At 60.4% G+C, this 16,293-nt stretch carries 18 protein-coding genes; 1 reads left to right on the forward strand and 17 read right to left on the reverse strand.

Features of this window, described 5'->3' with window-relative positions:
• Positions 1-7 precede the first annotated feature (7 nt).
• The 15 genes from antC to LOY36_RS12125 all read right to left on the reverse strand — a co-directional run bounded on the left by antC (position 8) and on the right by LOY36_RS12125 (position 12,368).
• Positions 8-1,039: an anthranilate 1,2-dioxygenase electron transfer component AntC gene (antC, locus tag LOY36_RS12055; RefSeq protein WP_019649047.1), complete on the reverse strand. Its 1,032-nt coding sequence runs from the start codon at positions 1,037-1,039 to the stop codon at positions 8-10.
• Between the two features lie 18 nt (positions 1,040-1,057).
• Positions 1,058-1,546, reverse strand: a complete 489-nt coding sequence (gene antB / locus LOY36_RS12060) for an anthranilate 1,2-dioxygenase small subunit (protein WP_064617270.1) — start codon at positions 1,544-1,546, stop codon at positions 1,058-1,060.
• 1 nt (position 1,547) lies between these two features.
• The gene (gene antA / locus LOY36_RS12065; protein WP_258673730.1) at positions 1,548-2,933 is read right to left on the reverse strand and encodes an anthranilate 1,2-dioxygenase large subunit; all 1,386 of its coding nucleotides are present in this window, start codon (positions 2,931-2,933) and stop codon (positions 1,548-1,550) included.
• 154 nt (positions 2,934-3,087) lie between these two features.
• Positions 3,088-3,912 carry a DUF4198 domain-containing protein gene (locus LOY36_RS12070; protein WP_028940857.1) on the reverse strand — a complete coding sequence of 275 codons (825 nt, stop codon included), beginning with the start codon at positions 3,910-3,912 and terminating at the stop codon, positions 3,088-3,090.
• Positions 3,913-3,920: 8 nt separating this feature from the next.
• Positions 3,921-4,262 (reverse strand): hypothetical protein, encoded by a 342-nt coding sequence (locus LOY36_RS12075; protein ID WP_258673731.1) that lies wholly within the window; start codon positions 4,260-4,262, stop codon positions 3,921-3,923.
• Between the two features lie 12 nt (positions 4,263-4,274).
• Complete coding sequence (locus tag LOY36_RS12080) at positions 4,275-5,270, reverse strand: metal ABC transporter solute-binding protein, Zn/Mn family (RefSeq protein WP_258673739.1); 996 nt, start codon at positions 5,268-5,270, stop codon at positions 4,275-4,277.
• The gene (locus LOY36_RS12085) at positions 5,267-6,172 is read right to left on the reverse strand and encodes a metal ABC transporter permease (RefSeq protein ID WP_258673741.1); all 906 of its coding nucleotides are present in this window, start codon (positions 6,170-6,172) and stop codon (positions 5,267-5,269) included. Before LOY36_RS12085 ends, LOY36_RS12080 begins: the two co-directional genes overlap by 4 nt.
• Complete coding sequence (locus LOY36_RS12090; protein ID WP_258673742.1) at positions 6,169-6,849, reverse strand: metal ABC transporter ATP-binding protein; 681 nt, start codon at positions 6,847-6,849, stop codon at positions 6,169-6,171. The genes LOY36_RS12085 and LOY36_RS12090 overlap by 4 nt, the downstream gene beginning before the upstream one ends.
• A 23-nt stretch (positions 6,850-6,872) precedes the next feature.
• Positions 6,873-7,805, reverse strand: a complete 933-nt coding sequence (locus tag LOY36_RS12095) for a metal ABC transporter solute-binding protein, Zn/Mn family (RefSeq protein WP_018927832.1) — start codon at positions 7,803-7,805, stop codon at positions 6,873-6,875.
• A complete protein-coding gene (locus tag LOY36_RS12100) occupies positions 7,802-8,524 on the reverse strand; it encodes a DUF6162 family protein (protein WP_258673744.1) in 723 nt (240 codons plus the stop codon). Before LOY36_RS12100 ends, LOY36_RS12095 begins: the two co-directional genes overlap by 4 nt.
• A 38-nt stretch (positions 8,525-8,562) precedes the next feature.
• Positions 8,563-9,051 carry a DUF6644 family protein gene (locus LOY36_RS12105; RefSeq protein WP_018927834.1) on the reverse strand — a complete coding sequence of 163 codons (489 nt, stop codon included), beginning with the start codon at positions 9,049-9,051 and terminating at the stop codon, positions 8,563-8,565.
• Positions 9,052-9,083: 32 nt separating this feature from the next.
• On the reverse strand, positions 9,084-9,572 hold the full coding sequence (locus LOY36_RS12110; RefSeq protein WP_018927835.1) for a DUF6644 family protein: 489 nt from the start codon (positions 9,570-9,572) through the stop codon (positions 9,084-9,086).
• Between the two features lie 20 nt (positions 9,573-9,592).
• Positions 9,593-11,101: an alpha/beta hydrolase domain-containing protein gene (locus LOY36_RS12115; protein ID WP_258673746.1), complete on the reverse strand. Its 1,509-nt coding sequence runs from the start codon at positions 11,099-11,101 to the stop codon at positions 9,593-9,595.
• Between the two features lie 33 nt (positions 11,102-11,134).
• The gene (locus LOY36_RS12120; protein WP_258673748.1) at positions 11,135-11,893 is read right to left on the reverse strand and encodes a hypothetical protein; all 759 of its coding nucleotides are present in this window, start codon (positions 11,891-11,893) and stop codon (positions 11,135-11,137) included.
• 82 nt (positions 11,894-11,975) lie between these two features.
• Complete coding sequence (locus tag LOY36_RS12125) at positions 11,976-12,368, reverse strand: DUF6152 family protein (RefSeq protein WP_258673749.1); 393 nt, start codon at positions 12,366-12,368, stop codon at positions 11,976-11,978.
• Positions 12,369-12,609: 241 nt separating this feature from the next.
• Between LOY36_RS12125 and LOY36_RS12130 the strand changes: the two genes are divergently transcribed.
• The gene (locus LOY36_RS12130; protein WP_258673751.1) at positions 12,610-13,947 is read left to right on the forward strand and encodes an alginate export family protein; all 1,338 of its coding nucleotides are present in this window, start codon (positions 12,610-12,612) and stop codon (positions 13,945-13,947) included.
• Positions 13,948-14,171: 224 nt separating this feature from the next.
• Here the strand turns inward: LOY36_RS12130 and LOY36_RS12135 are convergent, their stop codons facing one another.
• Positions 14,172-14,735 (reverse strand): cytochrome b, encoded by a 564-nt coding sequence (locus tag LOY36_RS12135; protein ID WP_258674174.1) that lies wholly within the window; start codon positions 14,733-14,735, stop codon positions 14,172-14,174.
• A gap of 100 nt (positions 14,736-14,835) precedes the next feature.
• A complete protein-coding gene (locus LOY36_RS12140; protein ID WP_258673752.1) occupies positions 14,836-16,290 on the reverse strand; it encodes an aldehyde dehydrogenase in 1,455 nt (484 codons plus the stop codon).
• Positions 16,291-16,293 lie beyond the last annotated feature (3 nt).

The following is a 16,293-nucleotide window of genomic DNA, read 5'->3' on the forward strand; positions in this document are numbered from 1 at the left end:
CTGTTGCTCAATGTTTGGAATTGCTATCGATAAACTTCTCGTAATACATCTGGAACTGCTCGATCTTCTGATCGTTGAACCAGGTTTTAATCGCGTCGACCATGGGCGGAGGACCGCACAGGTAGATGTCGAATGGGTTGGCGTCGAACGACTGACGGTCGAAGTGGTCAGGAATCCATCCGGTTTTACCTTGCCAATCCACGGAGGGTTTCGAAACCACAAGGTGATAGTCGAAGTCGGCGATGCGGTCGCGATAATCAGCCAGGCGTTGAGTTTCGCACAGGTCATTGTCCTGCGTGACGCCATAGAACAGCTGGATCGGGTGCCCGCAGCCACCTTTTTCTGCAATGTTATCAAGCATCCCGAGGAAGGCCGACAGGCCGGTTCCTCCTGCCACCAGTACGAGAGGCTTGGTCACCTGACGTAGATAAAAGCTCCCCAATGGGGCCTCGAGCTCGAGTGTTTGACCAGGGCGGCAATGCTCACGGATGAAGTTGCTCATCACGCCATCAGGCAGGAGCCTGATGAGAAACTGCAATTGGTTGGTGGGATTGGGGCGGTTGGCGAATGAGTAGGAGCGCCACTCACTGGTGCCCGGTACATGCAGTCGAGCGTATTGCCCCGGCAGAAAGTCCAGTTGCTGCTGGTGGGAACTAGCGTCCAGATGGAGGATCGCCGTGGTGGCCGAAACCTGTTCTACACCGGTGATCACCGTTTGCAGTAACCGGGTTGCGCCAGCGTTGCAAAGGCTCGAATCGAAGTCGAAATAGAACGACGCATCCGATTGCACGCGGGTCTGGCAAGAGAGCATTTTGCGTTGCGCCAGATCCTGCTCGGAAAGGGCCTCTTCATCGACGTAGTCTTGAGTGAATTGGCCTGATTCGCAGCGACCCTGGCAAGTGCCACAGACACCTTCGCGACAGTCCAGCGGGATGTTCACGCCATTGCGTAGCGCGGCGTCGAGCAGCAGTTCGTTGGGTTTGACCTCGAAGAACGAGGTCTTGCCATCTGCGAAGCTGAAAGCGACTTTATGGTTCATGACAGCGTGCCCCACAGTTCACAGGTGATAGAAATCAAGCACTGAGTTGATCGTGTCGTTGAGCAGCACGATGTGCTTGCGAGTGATCTTCCAGCTGTCAGCGTCCGCTTTGAGGTGGTAGGTCACATGGCCGTAGAACTGCTCGGACAGCCCTTGCCGGGTGTAGAGCGTGACCCAGGCGGCCTTGACTTCAAGCAAGCCGTTATCGATCTCCTTGATTCGCACATTGCTGATTTGATGCAAGGTGCGCGGCATCGGGTTTGAAGCTGCCGACTTGCCTGTGCGCAGACGAAATACCCGGTCTTCCAGGCCGGAGCGGTTCGAGTAATAAATCAGCGACATGCCGCGCTTGGGATCGGTGGTGTACACATGCTCCGACTCCCATTGCGGCAGGTGGAACTCGCTCTGTTCATCAAACAGGGCGATGTAGGCGTCCCAATCCTGCTGATCACACAGCTCGGCTTTGCGGTAGAGGAATTGTTCGATGGAATGTTGTAGTGCGCTCATTTCACACCTCCTTCAACTTCAGGGCTTTTTGTGCCAGACCTTGCAGAAGGAAGCGCTGCCAGGATCCGTGCTGATTGATGTAGAGCCCCTCATGCGTGAACTCGGTGCCGGTCAGTACCGGATTGATGCCCAAAACCTCGCTGTTCGGGGTGGGGCCTTCGACCCATTTTTCATTGCCGCGGGATACTTCGTTCCAGCGCTCGAGGCGAGCCTGGAATCCGCGCTGGGCCTCGCGAAATTCCACCAGGTCGTCAGGAGTGCCCATGCCTGAAACGTTGAAGAAGTCCTCGAACTGGCGAATCCGGTTTTCCCGATCCGCGTCGGACTCACCCTTGACGCCGATGCACTGGCTGGTGATCTCGGTCTTGTTCCAGGCCACCGGGCGCACGATACGCAGCTGCGAGCTGATCTGATCCATGAAGAACAGGCTTGGGTAGATGTTGAGATTGCGTAAGCGATGCATCATCCATTCGGCTTGTTGCTGGCCGTACTCCTTCACCAGACGCGGCATCACGCTGGCATAACCGGCGCGTACAGTCGGGTTGGGCATGTCGCTGAACAAGAGGCTGTGGCCATTTTTGAACGAGAACCAGCCGTCGTCGGTTTCGGCATCGCCGGCGCCCAACTTGCTGTAGTCCAGCGTGTCGGAACCGCCGCCCTTGGCCGCATTGACTTGCTGGCGATGCTGCACCGTGGAGACGTAGTTGTAGTGCACGGTGCTGACGTGATAACCATCCAGGCCGTTTTCGTGCTGCAGTTTCCAGTTGCCGTCATAGCTATAGGTCGACTTGCCGGGCAGTACTTCCAGTTCGCCGGTCGGAGACTGCGCGACCATCATGTCGAAGAACACTTTGGCATCGCCGAGGTAGTCCTCCAGCGAGTCGCTGCCATTGACGTCCAGGCTGATAAAGACGAAGCCCTTGTAGCTCTCGATCCGGGCCTTCTTCAGGCCGCGTGTTGCTTTATCGAAACCCTCCGGGTATTCACCTGGGGCCTTGACCTTGACCAGGCGGCCGTCACTTTTGTAACACCAGGCGTGGAACGGACAGGTAAAGGTAGATTGGTTGCCTTTGCTGACGCGAGTCAGGGTCGCGCCCCGGTGCTGGCAAGCGTTGATCAGCGCGTGGAGCTGATTGCTCCCATCGCGGGTGATGATCATCGGCTGACGACCTGCGCGCATCGTCAGGAAATCATTGGGATTGGCGATTTCGCTCTCGTGGCAGGCGTATATCCAGTTCTTCTCGAAGATCAGTTCCATCTCCAGGTCGAACAGTTCCGGCTCTGTGAACATGTCACGGGCGACGCGGTAAATACCTTCGGCCGGCCGAAAATTCAGGCAACCCTGAATGTAATCTTGCCACTGCGCAATGCTTCTAGAGCTGTTCATCAGGTACACCCTTTTTGTAGTTTTAGGCACGACCCGATTGAAAGCCTTTCTGTGCGGTGCATCTATCCGGATTCGAGGCGATATCTATCCGTTTCTGAGGGGGCGGGGGGCGCTTTCCGTGAGGGCTATCAGGCGCGGTTGCTTTATGCGCTTTTCATTTCATATCCCTGGCCTGCACCCACAGCACCGCGTCTTGCGACAAGGGCTTGCCCTTGTGGGTTTTCGTTGTACCGATGTCGAGCGCTGCAATACCCCACCAGCCGGCCCGGGGCAGGCCGATGGTCACGACGCCCTGGGCGTCCGTGTAGGTGCTCAGGGACTTGAATGAAGCTTGAGGTGCCGTTACATAGTCTTGCTGGCCGAAGGCGTTTTTCTCGATATCGACGGAATGGTTGATGTATTCGATTTCGATTTCGGCGAACGGAACGGGCTTGCCATCGGCCAGCACCAAGGCGCGGAACACTCCGCCTGTCCAGTTTGCATAAGGCTTGTTCAGTGGCTGGATCTCAACCGGCAACCCTTGTGGTTCTGCCCAGTTGCCGGGTACTCCGCCCACGTTCACGATCAGCTTGGTGAACTGTTGGATGTAGACGTCTTCCTCGGTTTCCAGGTAGGGCTCGGGCTCGAGTACGAAGATATGGTCACCCAGTGAGCGAACCAACTCCCGCGGAATCGACGCACGATAGGCAGTCGTTTGGTTATCGCGACTCTGCCACTGGACAGGGCGCAAGTATTGGCGCAGATCGATTTTTTCCCCGCCGTGCGAGCTGATGTGGCTAAAGGCGCGGGGTTCATCCATGGTCATGGTGGGGCCGCCGGAGAAGGGATGCGTGAACACCAGCGCGAACTCCAGTTTATCCGCACGCGGCAGCGCCGTTTCCTCGACGTAGAGCATCTGGAAATGGGCCTGTGCAGCGCCTGTCAGACAGCCTAATGTTACGGCGGCAAGTGCCTGGAGCAGTCGTCGTTTGATCGGCATGGTCGATTTCACTTTGAAATGTCGGAGGACTGAATCGTGGCTTGATGGTTGTCTCCACCCATGAACACAACGGAGTATTTTCCGGCGGGGGGCTGGAAGGTGTAGCTGTTGTCTTTATCGACGCTTCCTTCGAGCAACACCTTGTTGCTGGTGTCCTGGACATGGATTTTTCTGCCAGCGGCGGAGCTGCCGTCGGTGTAACCCGCCTCGCACTTCACCAGATCATCGCTCTCGATGTAGCAGTCGAAGACGGGGCCATGAGCGAAGGCTGCCTGGCAGAACACCAGGGCGCCGGCGATCAGTATTCGATGTGCTGAGCCTAGGGGTTTCATAAGGTCTTCGATCTCCACGGTCGAGGTTGATCATTGGAGCGGCGATTTGTGATCGCCGCTCGTATTGGGGCCAAGTGGCGCGAAGGCCGTCAGTAAGGAATCCAGGTTCGAACTCAGGAGTGCTTCGTACCCGTTGGCCGCGTCGGTGAGCATTCCCGGGTTGCCGGCGTCCAGTATCAACAACCGTGCGCCGCCGTCCTCGATGGCCTTGGCAATCCTGGCGTCCGGTGCCCACTTGTGGACCACCACGTGGATGTCACGCTCGCGCAGGTATCGGGTCAGTGCGGCGCGGTCGGCGTCGCTCCAGTCGATGTCCTGTCGGACGAACCAGCCGTCGACAAAAATCCCGAACTCGCCGAACAAGTAGGTGAACTCATCGGCCAGCAACAGCACGCGCAGATCCGGCACTGCCAGCAGCCGGGCACCGTAGTTGGCCTTGAGCTGGCGCAATCGGCCTTCGAGTGCGGCGAGGTTGCGCTCTATCCGAGGCGCATCGGGGGGAGACAGGCGTGCCAGGTCGGTAGCGATAATCGCCGACATGCGCATGGCGTTGACGGGGCCGAGCCAGGCGTACGGCGACAGTCCGCCATCGACGTCGCGCGCAGCGGCCCAGGGAACGTCGTTCGATGGCACGCGGGTCACGGCCACGCCCGGTTTGATGGTGTCCCATGAGTGCGAAGCATCAATCTCGACGATTCGCAGATTGTGGCGACGGGCCGTCGCGTACAGAGGATCCGCGCGCCAGAGACTGCCCAGAGTGACCACGGCGGTGGCCTGCTGGAATGCAGCGGCGTCCAGGCGCGACAGCGCGTTGGCCTGGCTTTCCATGGGCACGGCAGCGTCTGCCGGAAGGCGGGCGACCTTGAGGGTTGTGCCGTCGCTGAGCGTCGAGGTGAGCGCATACACCGCCGGCAGCGCGACAAGCACCTGCTGCTTGCCGACATCCGCAAAGGCAGAAAGCGGGCTGCCCAGCAGCAGTGCCAGCAGCGCTAGCCAGGGTCGACGTGACATGCAAAGCCATTTCATACGCTGGCACCTCTGAACCGGGACCCGGTAGCGCGGATGACGGTGGTGACGACGAACACCAGGGCGGCGACGATCACGATTGCGCCGCCTGTCGGTACGGGAATGTGGAATTGCATGGGTGCCAGGATGCCGACCACGCAGGAAAAAGTCGCGGTCAGGATGGCGCGCACGACCAGCCCCGGGAGCGAGTGGCTGATGTTGCGTGCTGCTGCGGCCGGTATAAGCAGAAGGGCTTCGACGAGCACTGCGCCGATGATTTTCAGGCAGGCTACCGTCACCAGGGTGACCAGTACGACAAACAGGTACTCGACGCTTCGCACGCGCACGCCGCGAGCATGTGCCAGGCTCGGATTGAGGCTGGCCAGCAGCATGCCGTTGTACATCGGCAGTCCGAGCAGAGCACACGTCGCCGTTACCACCAGCAGCACGTTCATGTCGGTGTAGTCGACCGCCAGGATGGAACCGAACAGCACGCTTTCCATTACGTGCGTGTTGATCTTTGCCGACACGAACAGCAGCAACGAGGCCCCGACCGCCAGCGAGATGGACAAGAACACGCCGATCAGCGTGTCATTGGCCAGCGTGGTGCGGTGCTGCGTGTACTTCAGCGTCAGGGCGAACAGCAGGCAGAAGCCGAACATTGAGAAGTAGGGGGAGGTGTAGGACTCGCCGATCAGCACGCCAATGGCAACGCCGGTCATCGCCGCATTACCGACGGCCTGACTGAAGAACGCCATGCGCTTGATCATCACCATCGAGCCCAGCACGCCCAGTAGCGGTCCGATGAGCACTGCACAGAGCAGCGCATTGATCACGAACTCGTACTCGAACGGTTGCGGCAGGATGCCACTCGCGGCGAGCGCCTGGAGCTGGTTGCGAATCAATTCGTACAGGGCGCTCATTGGGTAGCCTCCAGAGGGTAGGCGACCTGGTCGGGCGAACCATGGAACAGCACCCGCCGGTTGATGACGGTCATGGATTGCGCGATGCGCCTGACCTGTTCCAGGTCATGGTTGATCCAGAGGATGGTGACGCCGCGGCCGTTCAGCTCGGCCACCAGCGCCTCCACCAGTCGCACACCCGGTTCGTCGATGCCGGCGGTCGGTTCGTCAAGGATCAGTAGCCAGGGCGCCGGGCTGATCGCCTGTGCCAGCAGCACTCGCTGACGCTGGCCACCGGACAGGCTGCCAAAGGGTTTTGCGCCCATTCCGGCCACGCCGGTGCGCTCCAGCGCTTGGGCATTGGCCGCCTTGGCAGATCGGCTTGAGCCAAAGAAGGCCGGCCTGCGTTGACCGAGAAGGGCCATGATGTCGTTGACCGTCATCGGCACGTTGCGGTCGAAGTCCGGCAATTGCGGGACATACCCCATGGGTGTCGTGACCTCGCCTTCGAACCGGACCGTCCCCGAATGCGGCATCTGGCCCAGCAGCGCACGCACCAGTGAAGTCTTGCCGCCGCCGTTCGGGCCTACCAGGCAGTGCAGCGCACCGGCCTCTACCCGGAAGCTCACTTTGTCGAGCACTTGCGTACCTCCCAGTTGCAGGGAGACGTTATCGAACACTATGGCGGGGCCGCGCATCGCTGGTTCCTCCTTCATCGCGTTCATCGCTGCGTAAACTCAACGGCTTCGGCCAAGGTCTCGAGGTTTTCGCGCATCGCCACCTCGAATTCGTCCGGGCTATAGGTATTGCCGGTGATGTGAGACAGCGCGAACACCTTCACGCCGGTGGCTGCCTCGATAGGCTTGGCCAGGTCGAGGGAGAAATTCTTCTCGGCAAAAAGCACACGCACATTGGCCTTCTTGATCGCGTCGATGGTGTTGGCCAACTGGCGCGCAGTCGGCGCGACGCCGTGACGCGGCTCGATCACCGCACTCACGAACAGGCCGAACTCTTGCATCATGTAGTCGTAGCCAGCGTGCGTTGTCGCGCACCGGAAGGAAGACAAATCCAGCGCGGCGAAACGGGTCATGAAGCCGGCCCTTAGCGCCCGGATACGCGCGGCATACGCCAGGGCGTTTTGTCGATACGCCGCAGCGTTGTCCGGGTCCAGTTCCCCCAACCGGCGCGTGATCTCGAAGACCTGTTGTATCGCCGCCGTGGTGGAGACAAAGGTATGCGGATTGACCACCTTGACGCCGTCCTGGCCGCCGCCGATTGGAATGAGCGCAACCGAGGCATTGGCCTGGATGATCGGCAGGGTCGCCCCGCGGCCAGCGGCCTTGATGATCTGGAAGGCCCATTCATCGTGTCCGATGCCGTTGACGACCAGAACATCGATATTCATCGCGCGGGTGATGTCATCGGGCTGCGGCTGGTAGTTGTGCGGATTCGCTTCCGCCGGGATGAGCGCAACGACTTCCGCCCGATCTCCAACGATATTTGCCACGAAGCTGTAGTAGGGATGCAGTGTGACGCCGATCTTGAGCTTCTTGCCCGAAGAGGGAGCCGGGCTGGCGAGTGCGATGGCGGGTATCAGCAGCAATAGCGCGATGCATCGGCGCCACAGTGCGCGGTGTTTCGTAGAAACGGTCATGGCTGGGTTCCTTTTACGCGTTCGACTTCGCTGGCACCGTTGTAAGGGATGACCTGTCGCCAGCCATCGCCGACCAGCGATTCGGGCTTGACGATGCCAGGGTAGGGCGCGTTCGGGTCGCGGTGGACCCAGATCGTCGCTTGGTTGGCCCACATGACACCGGCATGCGCGTGACCGATGACGAGCAGGTAGGCGCTCTGGCCCGGCGCGCGGCCGGCGGAGCCGTAATAGACCGTAGCGCCCTGGCCCTGGGTGGCTTGCGACACCTTGTTGGCGGTCTGGTCCGGCGGGGTGACAGGCGCATCGGCGTGCACGTCGCCGGAAGCGGCATGCGGCTGGTGAGTGCCGGGCAGAATCAATTGCCACTGCACCTCGCCATTGGTCTTCCAGAAGGCGTCACGGTAGAAGGGCGGCAGCAAGATTTTCTGCGCACGCTCCAGCGTGATCCAGCCGCCGGTATCGTTGTTGAACCAGATGATTTCTTCACCGGCCGGCAGCAGAGCGCTGTGAATCGCCTGATCGACCGCACCCAGGCCATCGAAGGAACGCACCTGCCAGCTCAAGGTTATCGGTGGGCCGACTTTCTGGGGGCGCAGCGTTATATAGCCTGCCACGCTGGCGATGACTGCCAGGGCCGCAAGCAACAGTGCCAGCGATTCCCATCGGCCGGATACCGGGTGCACCACCTTGATTGCGCTGTTTGCGTGATCGCTGGGCATAGCTGCACCAGATGCGCGACGCGGCGATAGACGAGCCATCAGAGAAACGCGATCCAGCGGCCGAGGAACACCACGCCCGCCCACAATGCCAACGAACTGAACCCCGCGACACGCGCCTGGCTGGGAGGCGTTAGCGTTGTGTCCCATTCGGCAATGCGGCGAAAGACGCCCAAATGGAATACCCCCATGTTGAGCCCCGCCAGCAGTAACACGCCCATCTTGCACAAGAATGCGGTGTTCTCGGCATAGGTCGTGGCATTGGCGGCGAACATGAGCAGGCCGGTGATCACGCAAGCCACGAAAGCGACCCAGGTGAACGGCAGCAAATCTTTTATCAGCCGTAGCGCGCTGCGGCGATGGGAGGCAACGCCGAGCAGACGCAAATCGACGACGGCGATGGTCCCGAACACAAGAGCGATGCCGATCACATGCACCGATTCAAGGGTTGGAAAGGCGGAGCCCGACTCTCGGATGAAGGTGGCGACAGAGGTGTCCTGGAGGGCTTGTAGTGTTGGTTGAATGTCCATGGCGAATACCTGGGAGCTTTCGTTGAAAACGCTTAGATCGCGTAGGCGATCCAGCGACCACAGATGATGACGACGCACCACAAGCCGATCGACAGCCAGGCTAGCGCCTTGACAAGAGGAGGCTTGCCATCACGTTGTGCATCGTCGGCAGGGCGCAGAAGGGGGCGCCGTAAAAGCAAGGTCAGCGTGAACGCACTCACGACCAGGGCCATCTTCAGCCAGAAGGTCGAGTTGACGAGTACGCGATCAGGCTCGGCGATGATCATGATCAACCCGGTGAAGAGCAGGACGAGGAGCGCATTGCGCATCCACGGGTAGTACCGGCGAACGACGCCACGCAAGGGCTCGTCCGTGGCGAACACACCCGCCAGCCGAAGATCGGAGATGACCGCAGAGCCGAAGAGCACTGTGATAGCGAGGATATGAATGCTCTGGACGGTGGGTATGATCCAGAGAATGTCCCGGATGGCTGTGCTCAAAGGTGACGCATAGATCCAGGCAATGATGAGTGATGATGACATTTGCTGTTCTTCCCAATGGGTTAGAAGTCTTGAGGCGTTGCGATCGAACGCAGGCCCGCCGCATCCTCCGGCAGTAGGTAGCCTTCCTTGATCGAAAGGGCCTTGGCGTCTTCGAATTTCTGTTCGTAGTTGCTGAAGCTTCCATAACGCTGGCCAAGGACGTCCCTGGAGTAAGGCACCTTGGTGTCGTAGATCAGTCCGCAGCCGGTCTCCTGATCCGTGAGGTAGGTCGCACTGGGCACCTGGATCCACGGCGGGCGTACGCCCCCTTGCAGGTTTCCGGTAACAGGGTCGCGTGCGGCGGTCTTGCCATCGCGGGCGACCCTCGGAGCATTGGGCATGGGTTTGCCCTTGCGTACCCATTGGTCCATGCGATCCAGAAGCGCCGAGACGACCAGCTCCGCCGGTTCGTCGTACAGCGTCCGGCACCGTGGGTCGTCGCCCTTGCCGATGTCGGCAGCAAGCTGTTCGGTATGCTCCGTACCGAGATCGGCCAGCCGCAGATGCGGCATGCCGGTCACTTCGTAGTAACGAACCTGCGGGCTGTCGGTGTCCGGCGGCAGGTTGATGCCTTCGATCACGTCGTGCATCAGTTCGGACTGGCTGTAGACGGTCACGAACGGCACGCCATCGGGCGTATGGCGCGGCACCCGGATGACGTCGCCGCCCACTTCTCCGTAGGCCATGCGGCCGGTCATGTAGGCATCGATCAGCGGCCTTGCGTCGGGCATACGCCATTGCTGGTGCCGGCCCTGGTCGAGGTAGTCCATCCAGACTTGCGCGGTCACGGCCCAGCTATTGACGTAGATGCGTTTAACGTCGAGACCTGCCAACGGGCTTTGCGCTGCATTGGTTTTCAGCAGCAACGCCAGTTGCGCCCCGATGCCCTGGGACTGTGGAGCGAACGGATCGGGAGCTTCACCGCGGGTGAAGTGTTCCGGGTCGTAATAGCTGCCCAGCGGCGCGTAGCGTGCAAAGTCGAAGCGGCGCATGAACTCGAAGTTCACGATCCGTCCGTATTGAGCGATCTGCTCGGCCTCGGCAGCCGGGGAGTCCGAGATGAACTTGGGATCGACTGGCGGCTTGTTCACATTCAGCGTGTAGCCGACGTACGCGTAGCCGCGGCGCAGCAAGTAGTCGCGAGTCAGGATCCATCCCGCAGCGCGCTCGCCGAACCAGCTGAACGGCTCGATCACGACCGTGCCATTGAAGCGCGCGGGGTCAGCCGGTTTGCGCACCAGAATGCGGGTGGTGTAAGGCGCCTCCAACAGGGTTTTGCCCGAGGCGGTAATGGCTGGGGCGACGCCTTGCAGGTAAAACTCCTCCTCGACGTAGCCGTACTTGTCCAGGTCGCTGTATTCGGTGCCCGGGCGTTTCGCCGACGAGAGCGGTGGCTTGCCGGAGGGCGGCACCGCGATGGCCGTGGGCATGAGCGGCACCTCTGCGAACGTGTTCGACGTGAGGATCAGCAACAGCAGGGCGCTTTGCAGCGTCGGCCGCAGGATGCTGATGGTTGTCAGTCGTTCCATCCGGTCACCTCCTGGTGATTATTGATGGGGGCTTCACTCGCGGCTGAGGGATGCCTTGCCCTCGCTGTCGATCACGATCTGGTTGTTCTCGCAGACGTACTCTTGAATGGCGTAGTTGGAGCGCTTGTAGTCGAACGTGAAGCGATATGGGGTGTTGAGCACCTGCGGATCCTCGATCACGACCTGGTTTTCCAAGTGATCCGGCCCCTTCAGCCTGATGCGTTCGGTGATCTTCATATCCTGACCGTGCGGAACGTCGTAGAAGCTCACGTCCGTTCGCACGCGCTGTGTCTCCACGACGAGCGTGTCGCCTTCCCAGTGGCCGCGCGAGTGGCCTTGATATTTAGGGTCCAGCTTCTCTTTCGCAGGCATCGCCTGGTTCAGGAGAATCCGGCGTACCTGCTGGAGATACTCGCCGAGGACGATCACTTGCTTGTCGTCGTGAATGATCTGGATCGGGAAGAGCGCCGCCATCAACGTTGGCATTCCCTCGGGCAGGCATCTGGAGCTCGTTGTGGCCAACGGCGTTCCGGCCTCGTTCGCCACGGCTTGTCTCTTCTTCAGCGCGGCGTATTCGTCGGCATAGGGTGCCTTCAGGTCCATCGGTCCGCCGGGGTGCACCGGATCATCCGGGTTCTCACCGAACCAGTCGTCCGGGGTTCTTTCCCAGGTGCCGCTGATGTCGGGGCGTGTGCCGATGTTGTGTTTATCGTTTTGGGGTTTCGTAGGTGTTGCGGCGTTGCACATCCCGGCGACGAGCGCGACGCCCAGGAAAATCACTGCCGTGTTCAAGATTCGTGTCGGTCTCATTGAAACGTCTCCACGCTGCTGGTCTGTTCAGTTCGGTCGTCATGAAGGCGGGGTGGGACGTCTCTCATCCGCCGCCCGAAAGCACGACGTCACCGATCTTGATCTCCACGAGCAGCCCTCCCGGCTCACCGTTTTTCAGCGGTTTGAAGGACACCTCGGCGCTCTCGCCGGCCTTGATCGAGTCAGCGCTCCAGCCAGTGCGCTGCAACGCGTTGACGCTGCCTGTCTCGATCTTGAATCGCTGGGCCGGCGGGCCGGGTGTATCGAGGTAAATCGTGATGTGAGGATTGGTCCAGGCAAAGCGCTCGACGACACCCTTGATCGTGATCGTCTGGGTCTGGTCGAAAAGCGCGAACGAATGGTGGGCACTGGCAACAGTCGGCAGGGCACTGCAGGCGATGAGCGTCAGAAGACAAAGCCCCTGACGCAACAGCGGGGAGGGTGACAAAGGGGTCATGACGGGTGCCTCGGTTCTTATGATTCTTATGGGGCCCAGCATAGGGGCGTTGCGTTCAGAGGCCGTAGCCCAAAACGGCAACCATTCAAGGCGCTGAGGACGTTTTGCAGCGGGGGAGGTATCGCGCGAAGGGGGATGGGGCGGTCAGCCCCTTGCAAGTGCTGATTTGGGTTACCGCTCGCGCAACCCAAGCCGGAACACTCGCGGCTCGCCTCATAAATATAAAAACAGGAGAGACGTCATGCGCACCGCCAATTACGCCCCATTACTTTCGCTGGTTGCACTCTGCACGTTTGAGCCGCAGGCGCACGCCTACCAGCTCTATAACGAAGACGAGGGTGGCACTGTCCTGAACGCCGACCTTTGGGCGGGGTTCGGCTGGTTCGGCAGCGAGAAGAACTACATCGGCGACCCGCAGAGGGAGCCCGGCCGAATGCGGTGGCAAGAAGGCTTCGCCAAGTACGGTCTCAACGGCACGACGGACAAGATCAATGCCGGCTCGATCTATGGCGGACTCAGCTGGATCAGCACGGGGACATGGGGCGATGGGGACGCGGGTGGGAACACCGCCGGGGATGAAAGAAGAACGGCTGTGGAAGACGCCTACCTAGGCTGGAAGTCCGGCGATCTGATTCCTGCACTGGGCAAGGACGGCGTTGATTTCTCTTTTGGCCGCCAGCTCGTTACGGTGGATGGCTTCCTGATCACTGATGACGGGTTCAACCCCGGGAAGGCTTTCAACCCAATCGAGGGCGTCACGGATGGCCGGTTCAATCGTGGCGGTGCCTTTTACCTTGGCCCGCGGTTGGCGTTCGGGAATACGGCAGTCTTGAAACTGGGTGGTACGCAGGGCCTTCACGGTAGCCTGATATGGCTCAAATCCGATAACCCCGGGCAGTCGAAGACTGAAGTGGCGGCCGCCACCCTCGACTACACCACGCCCATCGGCTCGATCGGTTCGACGTACGTGCACGGCCTCGATGTTGAAGAGCGATTTGCCTTTGGTGATCGGCTTGAGCGCAAGGGCATGAACATCTACAGCATTCGTGGGCAGGGCAATGCCGGGATCGAGAATGCCGACTTTGCATTCGAGGTGGCACGTCAGGAAAAACGTTCGGGCTCACAACGGGCGATGTTCTTCGACGCGGGCTACACCTTCGCCGACACCCAATGGCAACCGACGGTGAGCTATCGATATTCGCGCTATTCCGAAGGCTACGACTTTCTGTTCCAGGGAGGTTTTCGCAAGCGATACCAGGGTGAAATCGCCGCGAATTACGCAGGTTCAGTGACCTCGAACATGGCGATCAACGACGTACTCCTCTCCGTCAAGCCGTCCGAGAAATTGACCCTAAACGCAATGGCCTTCAACTACCACCAGCTCTCCCGTCGGCATGAGAAAGACTTCACTGCCCGCGAGGTCGACCTTTTTCTGGACTGGATGGTGACGGATAACGTCACACTCTCGCCGCTGGTCGGCTTCTACAAGCCTGAGAAATGGCTCGGGGACGGTGGCCAGCAGAGCGGGAGCGCATCAACGAACACTTACTTCCAGTTCATCGTGTGGGTGACTTTCTGAGTCGCTGCTCGCGCCGTAATGACGAAGGTTTGTTGCAGGAATCTTGACCAGGGGGCGCCACTAGCAGTGGCGCATTCCCGATGAGAGGCTGCCAGGCAACTGGCGATCAAGGAGGGGGATTTGTTGCAGGAGGATGGGTTACGCGTCAAGCCGGCGGACTTTACCGGACCCTTCCGCTCAGAGCCATGAAGGCGTGGACGTCTTTGCGTCCACGCCCCATCAAGTCACAGCATGCGGCGCAGGACGTCATTTTGAGGGTCCCGGTCGTAAAACCGGTGTTTCAGGGCGCCCGCGACATGCAACAGGATCAGTCCGAGCAGGGTGTAGGCGAGCACCTTGTGCAGCCATTGGAAGACGACGAACCAATTGTCATTTTTCGGCAGGAGCTCCGGCAGGTTGACCCCAAAAAAGAACACCCCGTCACTCATCGTGTAGGTGCTCGACATTGAATACCCCATCAACGGCACGATCACGATCAGCGCATACATGACACGCTGCGTAAGCTTTGACAGGAACCTTTCATACGTCGCCAGCGTTTCCAGCGGCTGCGGAAGCCCGGGGGTCCGAAAACGCAGGGCGACCTGCGTCAGGACCACCAGGAACGCCAACACCCCAAAGGATTTGTGCCACGGGTAATAGAGCTCGTACTTGCTCGCCACTTCGTCATTCAGACCGGTCATATGCCAGCCTGCCCAGAGGAGGCCTGCAATGAGCACGGCGCGCACCCAGTGCAAAATCCGCAGGGACGTCGGATACCGATCGATTGTCTCTTGATTTATCGGGTTCATTGCAGTCTCTCCATTGAGCATCAAAGGCATCAAGGACGCACCTTTCAGCTGTTAGGGCACAAGGCTTCGGGGGTGGTTCCGTCAGTGCAGGGATTTGTTCTCAGGCAGGCAGCAGCACGGTGATGACCTTCTCCTCGGTATAGGCCAACGCGCCGCTAATCCCTCCTTCGCGTCCAATGCCGCTGGTCTTGACTCCGCCCCAGGGCAGGTTGGCGTCCAGCGGGCTCCAGCAGTTGATACCCACGGCACCGGCCTTCACCGCAGCGGCTACGCGGTGCGCGCGCACCAGGTCGGTCGTCCAGACCGTGGCCGCGAGACCGTATGTGGAATCGTTGGCCAGTGCGATAGCCTCATCTTCGCTGTCGAACGTGATCACCGTGCCGACAGGGCCGAAGATCTCGTCTTGGGCGATCGCCATGTCGTTGCGGGCGTTGGCGAAGATGGTCGGCCGGACAAACCAGCCCTGCTCAGGGTTCGATACACCGCCGGCCAGTAGCGAGGCGCCTTGGTCGATGCCCAGTTGGATGTAACGGTTAACGCGATCGAATTGCGCTTTCTTGGCCACCGGTCCCATCTGTACGCCGGGCTGCCGAGGGTCGCCCACCTTGACTGCTCGCGCGGCATCGGCAAGCGCCGCGGCGAAGCGATCGGCGATGCTGCGTTGTACCAGGATGCGCGAGCCGGCTGCACAGACCTGGCCCTGGTTGGCGAACAGGCCGAGTGCACAGCCGCGCAGCGCGTCCTCGAAAGAGGCATCGTCGAAGACAATTTGTGGGCTCTTGCCGCCCAGTTCCAGTGCCACGCGCTTGAACAGCACACCGGCAGTGCGCTGGATTTCGCGTCCGGCCTCGGGGCTGCCGGTGAAGCTGATCTTGGCGACGTGAGGGTGTTCGCACAAGGCGCGACCCACTTCCTCGCCGTAGCCGGTGACTACGTTGATCACGCCGTCAGGGAAGCCCGCTTCCTGAGCCAGCGCCGCCAGGTGCAGGGCAGACTGCGGCGTCTCCTCCGAAGGCTTGATGACCACGGTGCAGCCTGCTGCCAGCAAAGCGGCGAGCTTCCAGACCGTGATCATCAACGGTGAGTTCCAGGGAACGATGGCACCGACCACGCCCACCGGTTCCCGTACCGTGTACGAGAGGGTCTTGTTGCCGAAGTAACCACCGGTGGGAATGGTGCGACCTTCGAGCTGGTTGGCCCAGCCGGCGGCGGCACGCAGGTTGGCGATCGCGTTGGGCAAGTCCATCCGGCGCGGTTCGATGGGTGAGCGACCGATGGCGTTGGCGTCCAGATCGGCCAGCAATTCGCTGTCGCGCTCTACCAGGTCAGCCAGTTTCGACAGCAGTCGACCGCGCTGGGCGCCGTCGAGCTGGCTCCAGATGCCATGCTCAAGTTGGGTGCGCGCCGCGTTCACGGCACGGTCCACGTCCTCAGCCGTGCCGCGTGCGGAGCTACCGTACACCTGTTCTGTCACGGGGTTGACGAGGTTTATGCGACGGCCGTCGGAAGCTTCGAAGGACGCGCCTTCGATGAAGTGATTCATGTGCTCAGTCATTTT

Origin of the sequence: Pseudomonas sp. B21-019 (assembly GCF_024749225.1) — a bacterium.
In the GTDB taxonomy this organism is placed as follows: Bacteria; Pseudomonadota; Gammaproteobacteria; order Pseudomonadales; family Pseudomonadaceae; genus Aquipseudomonas.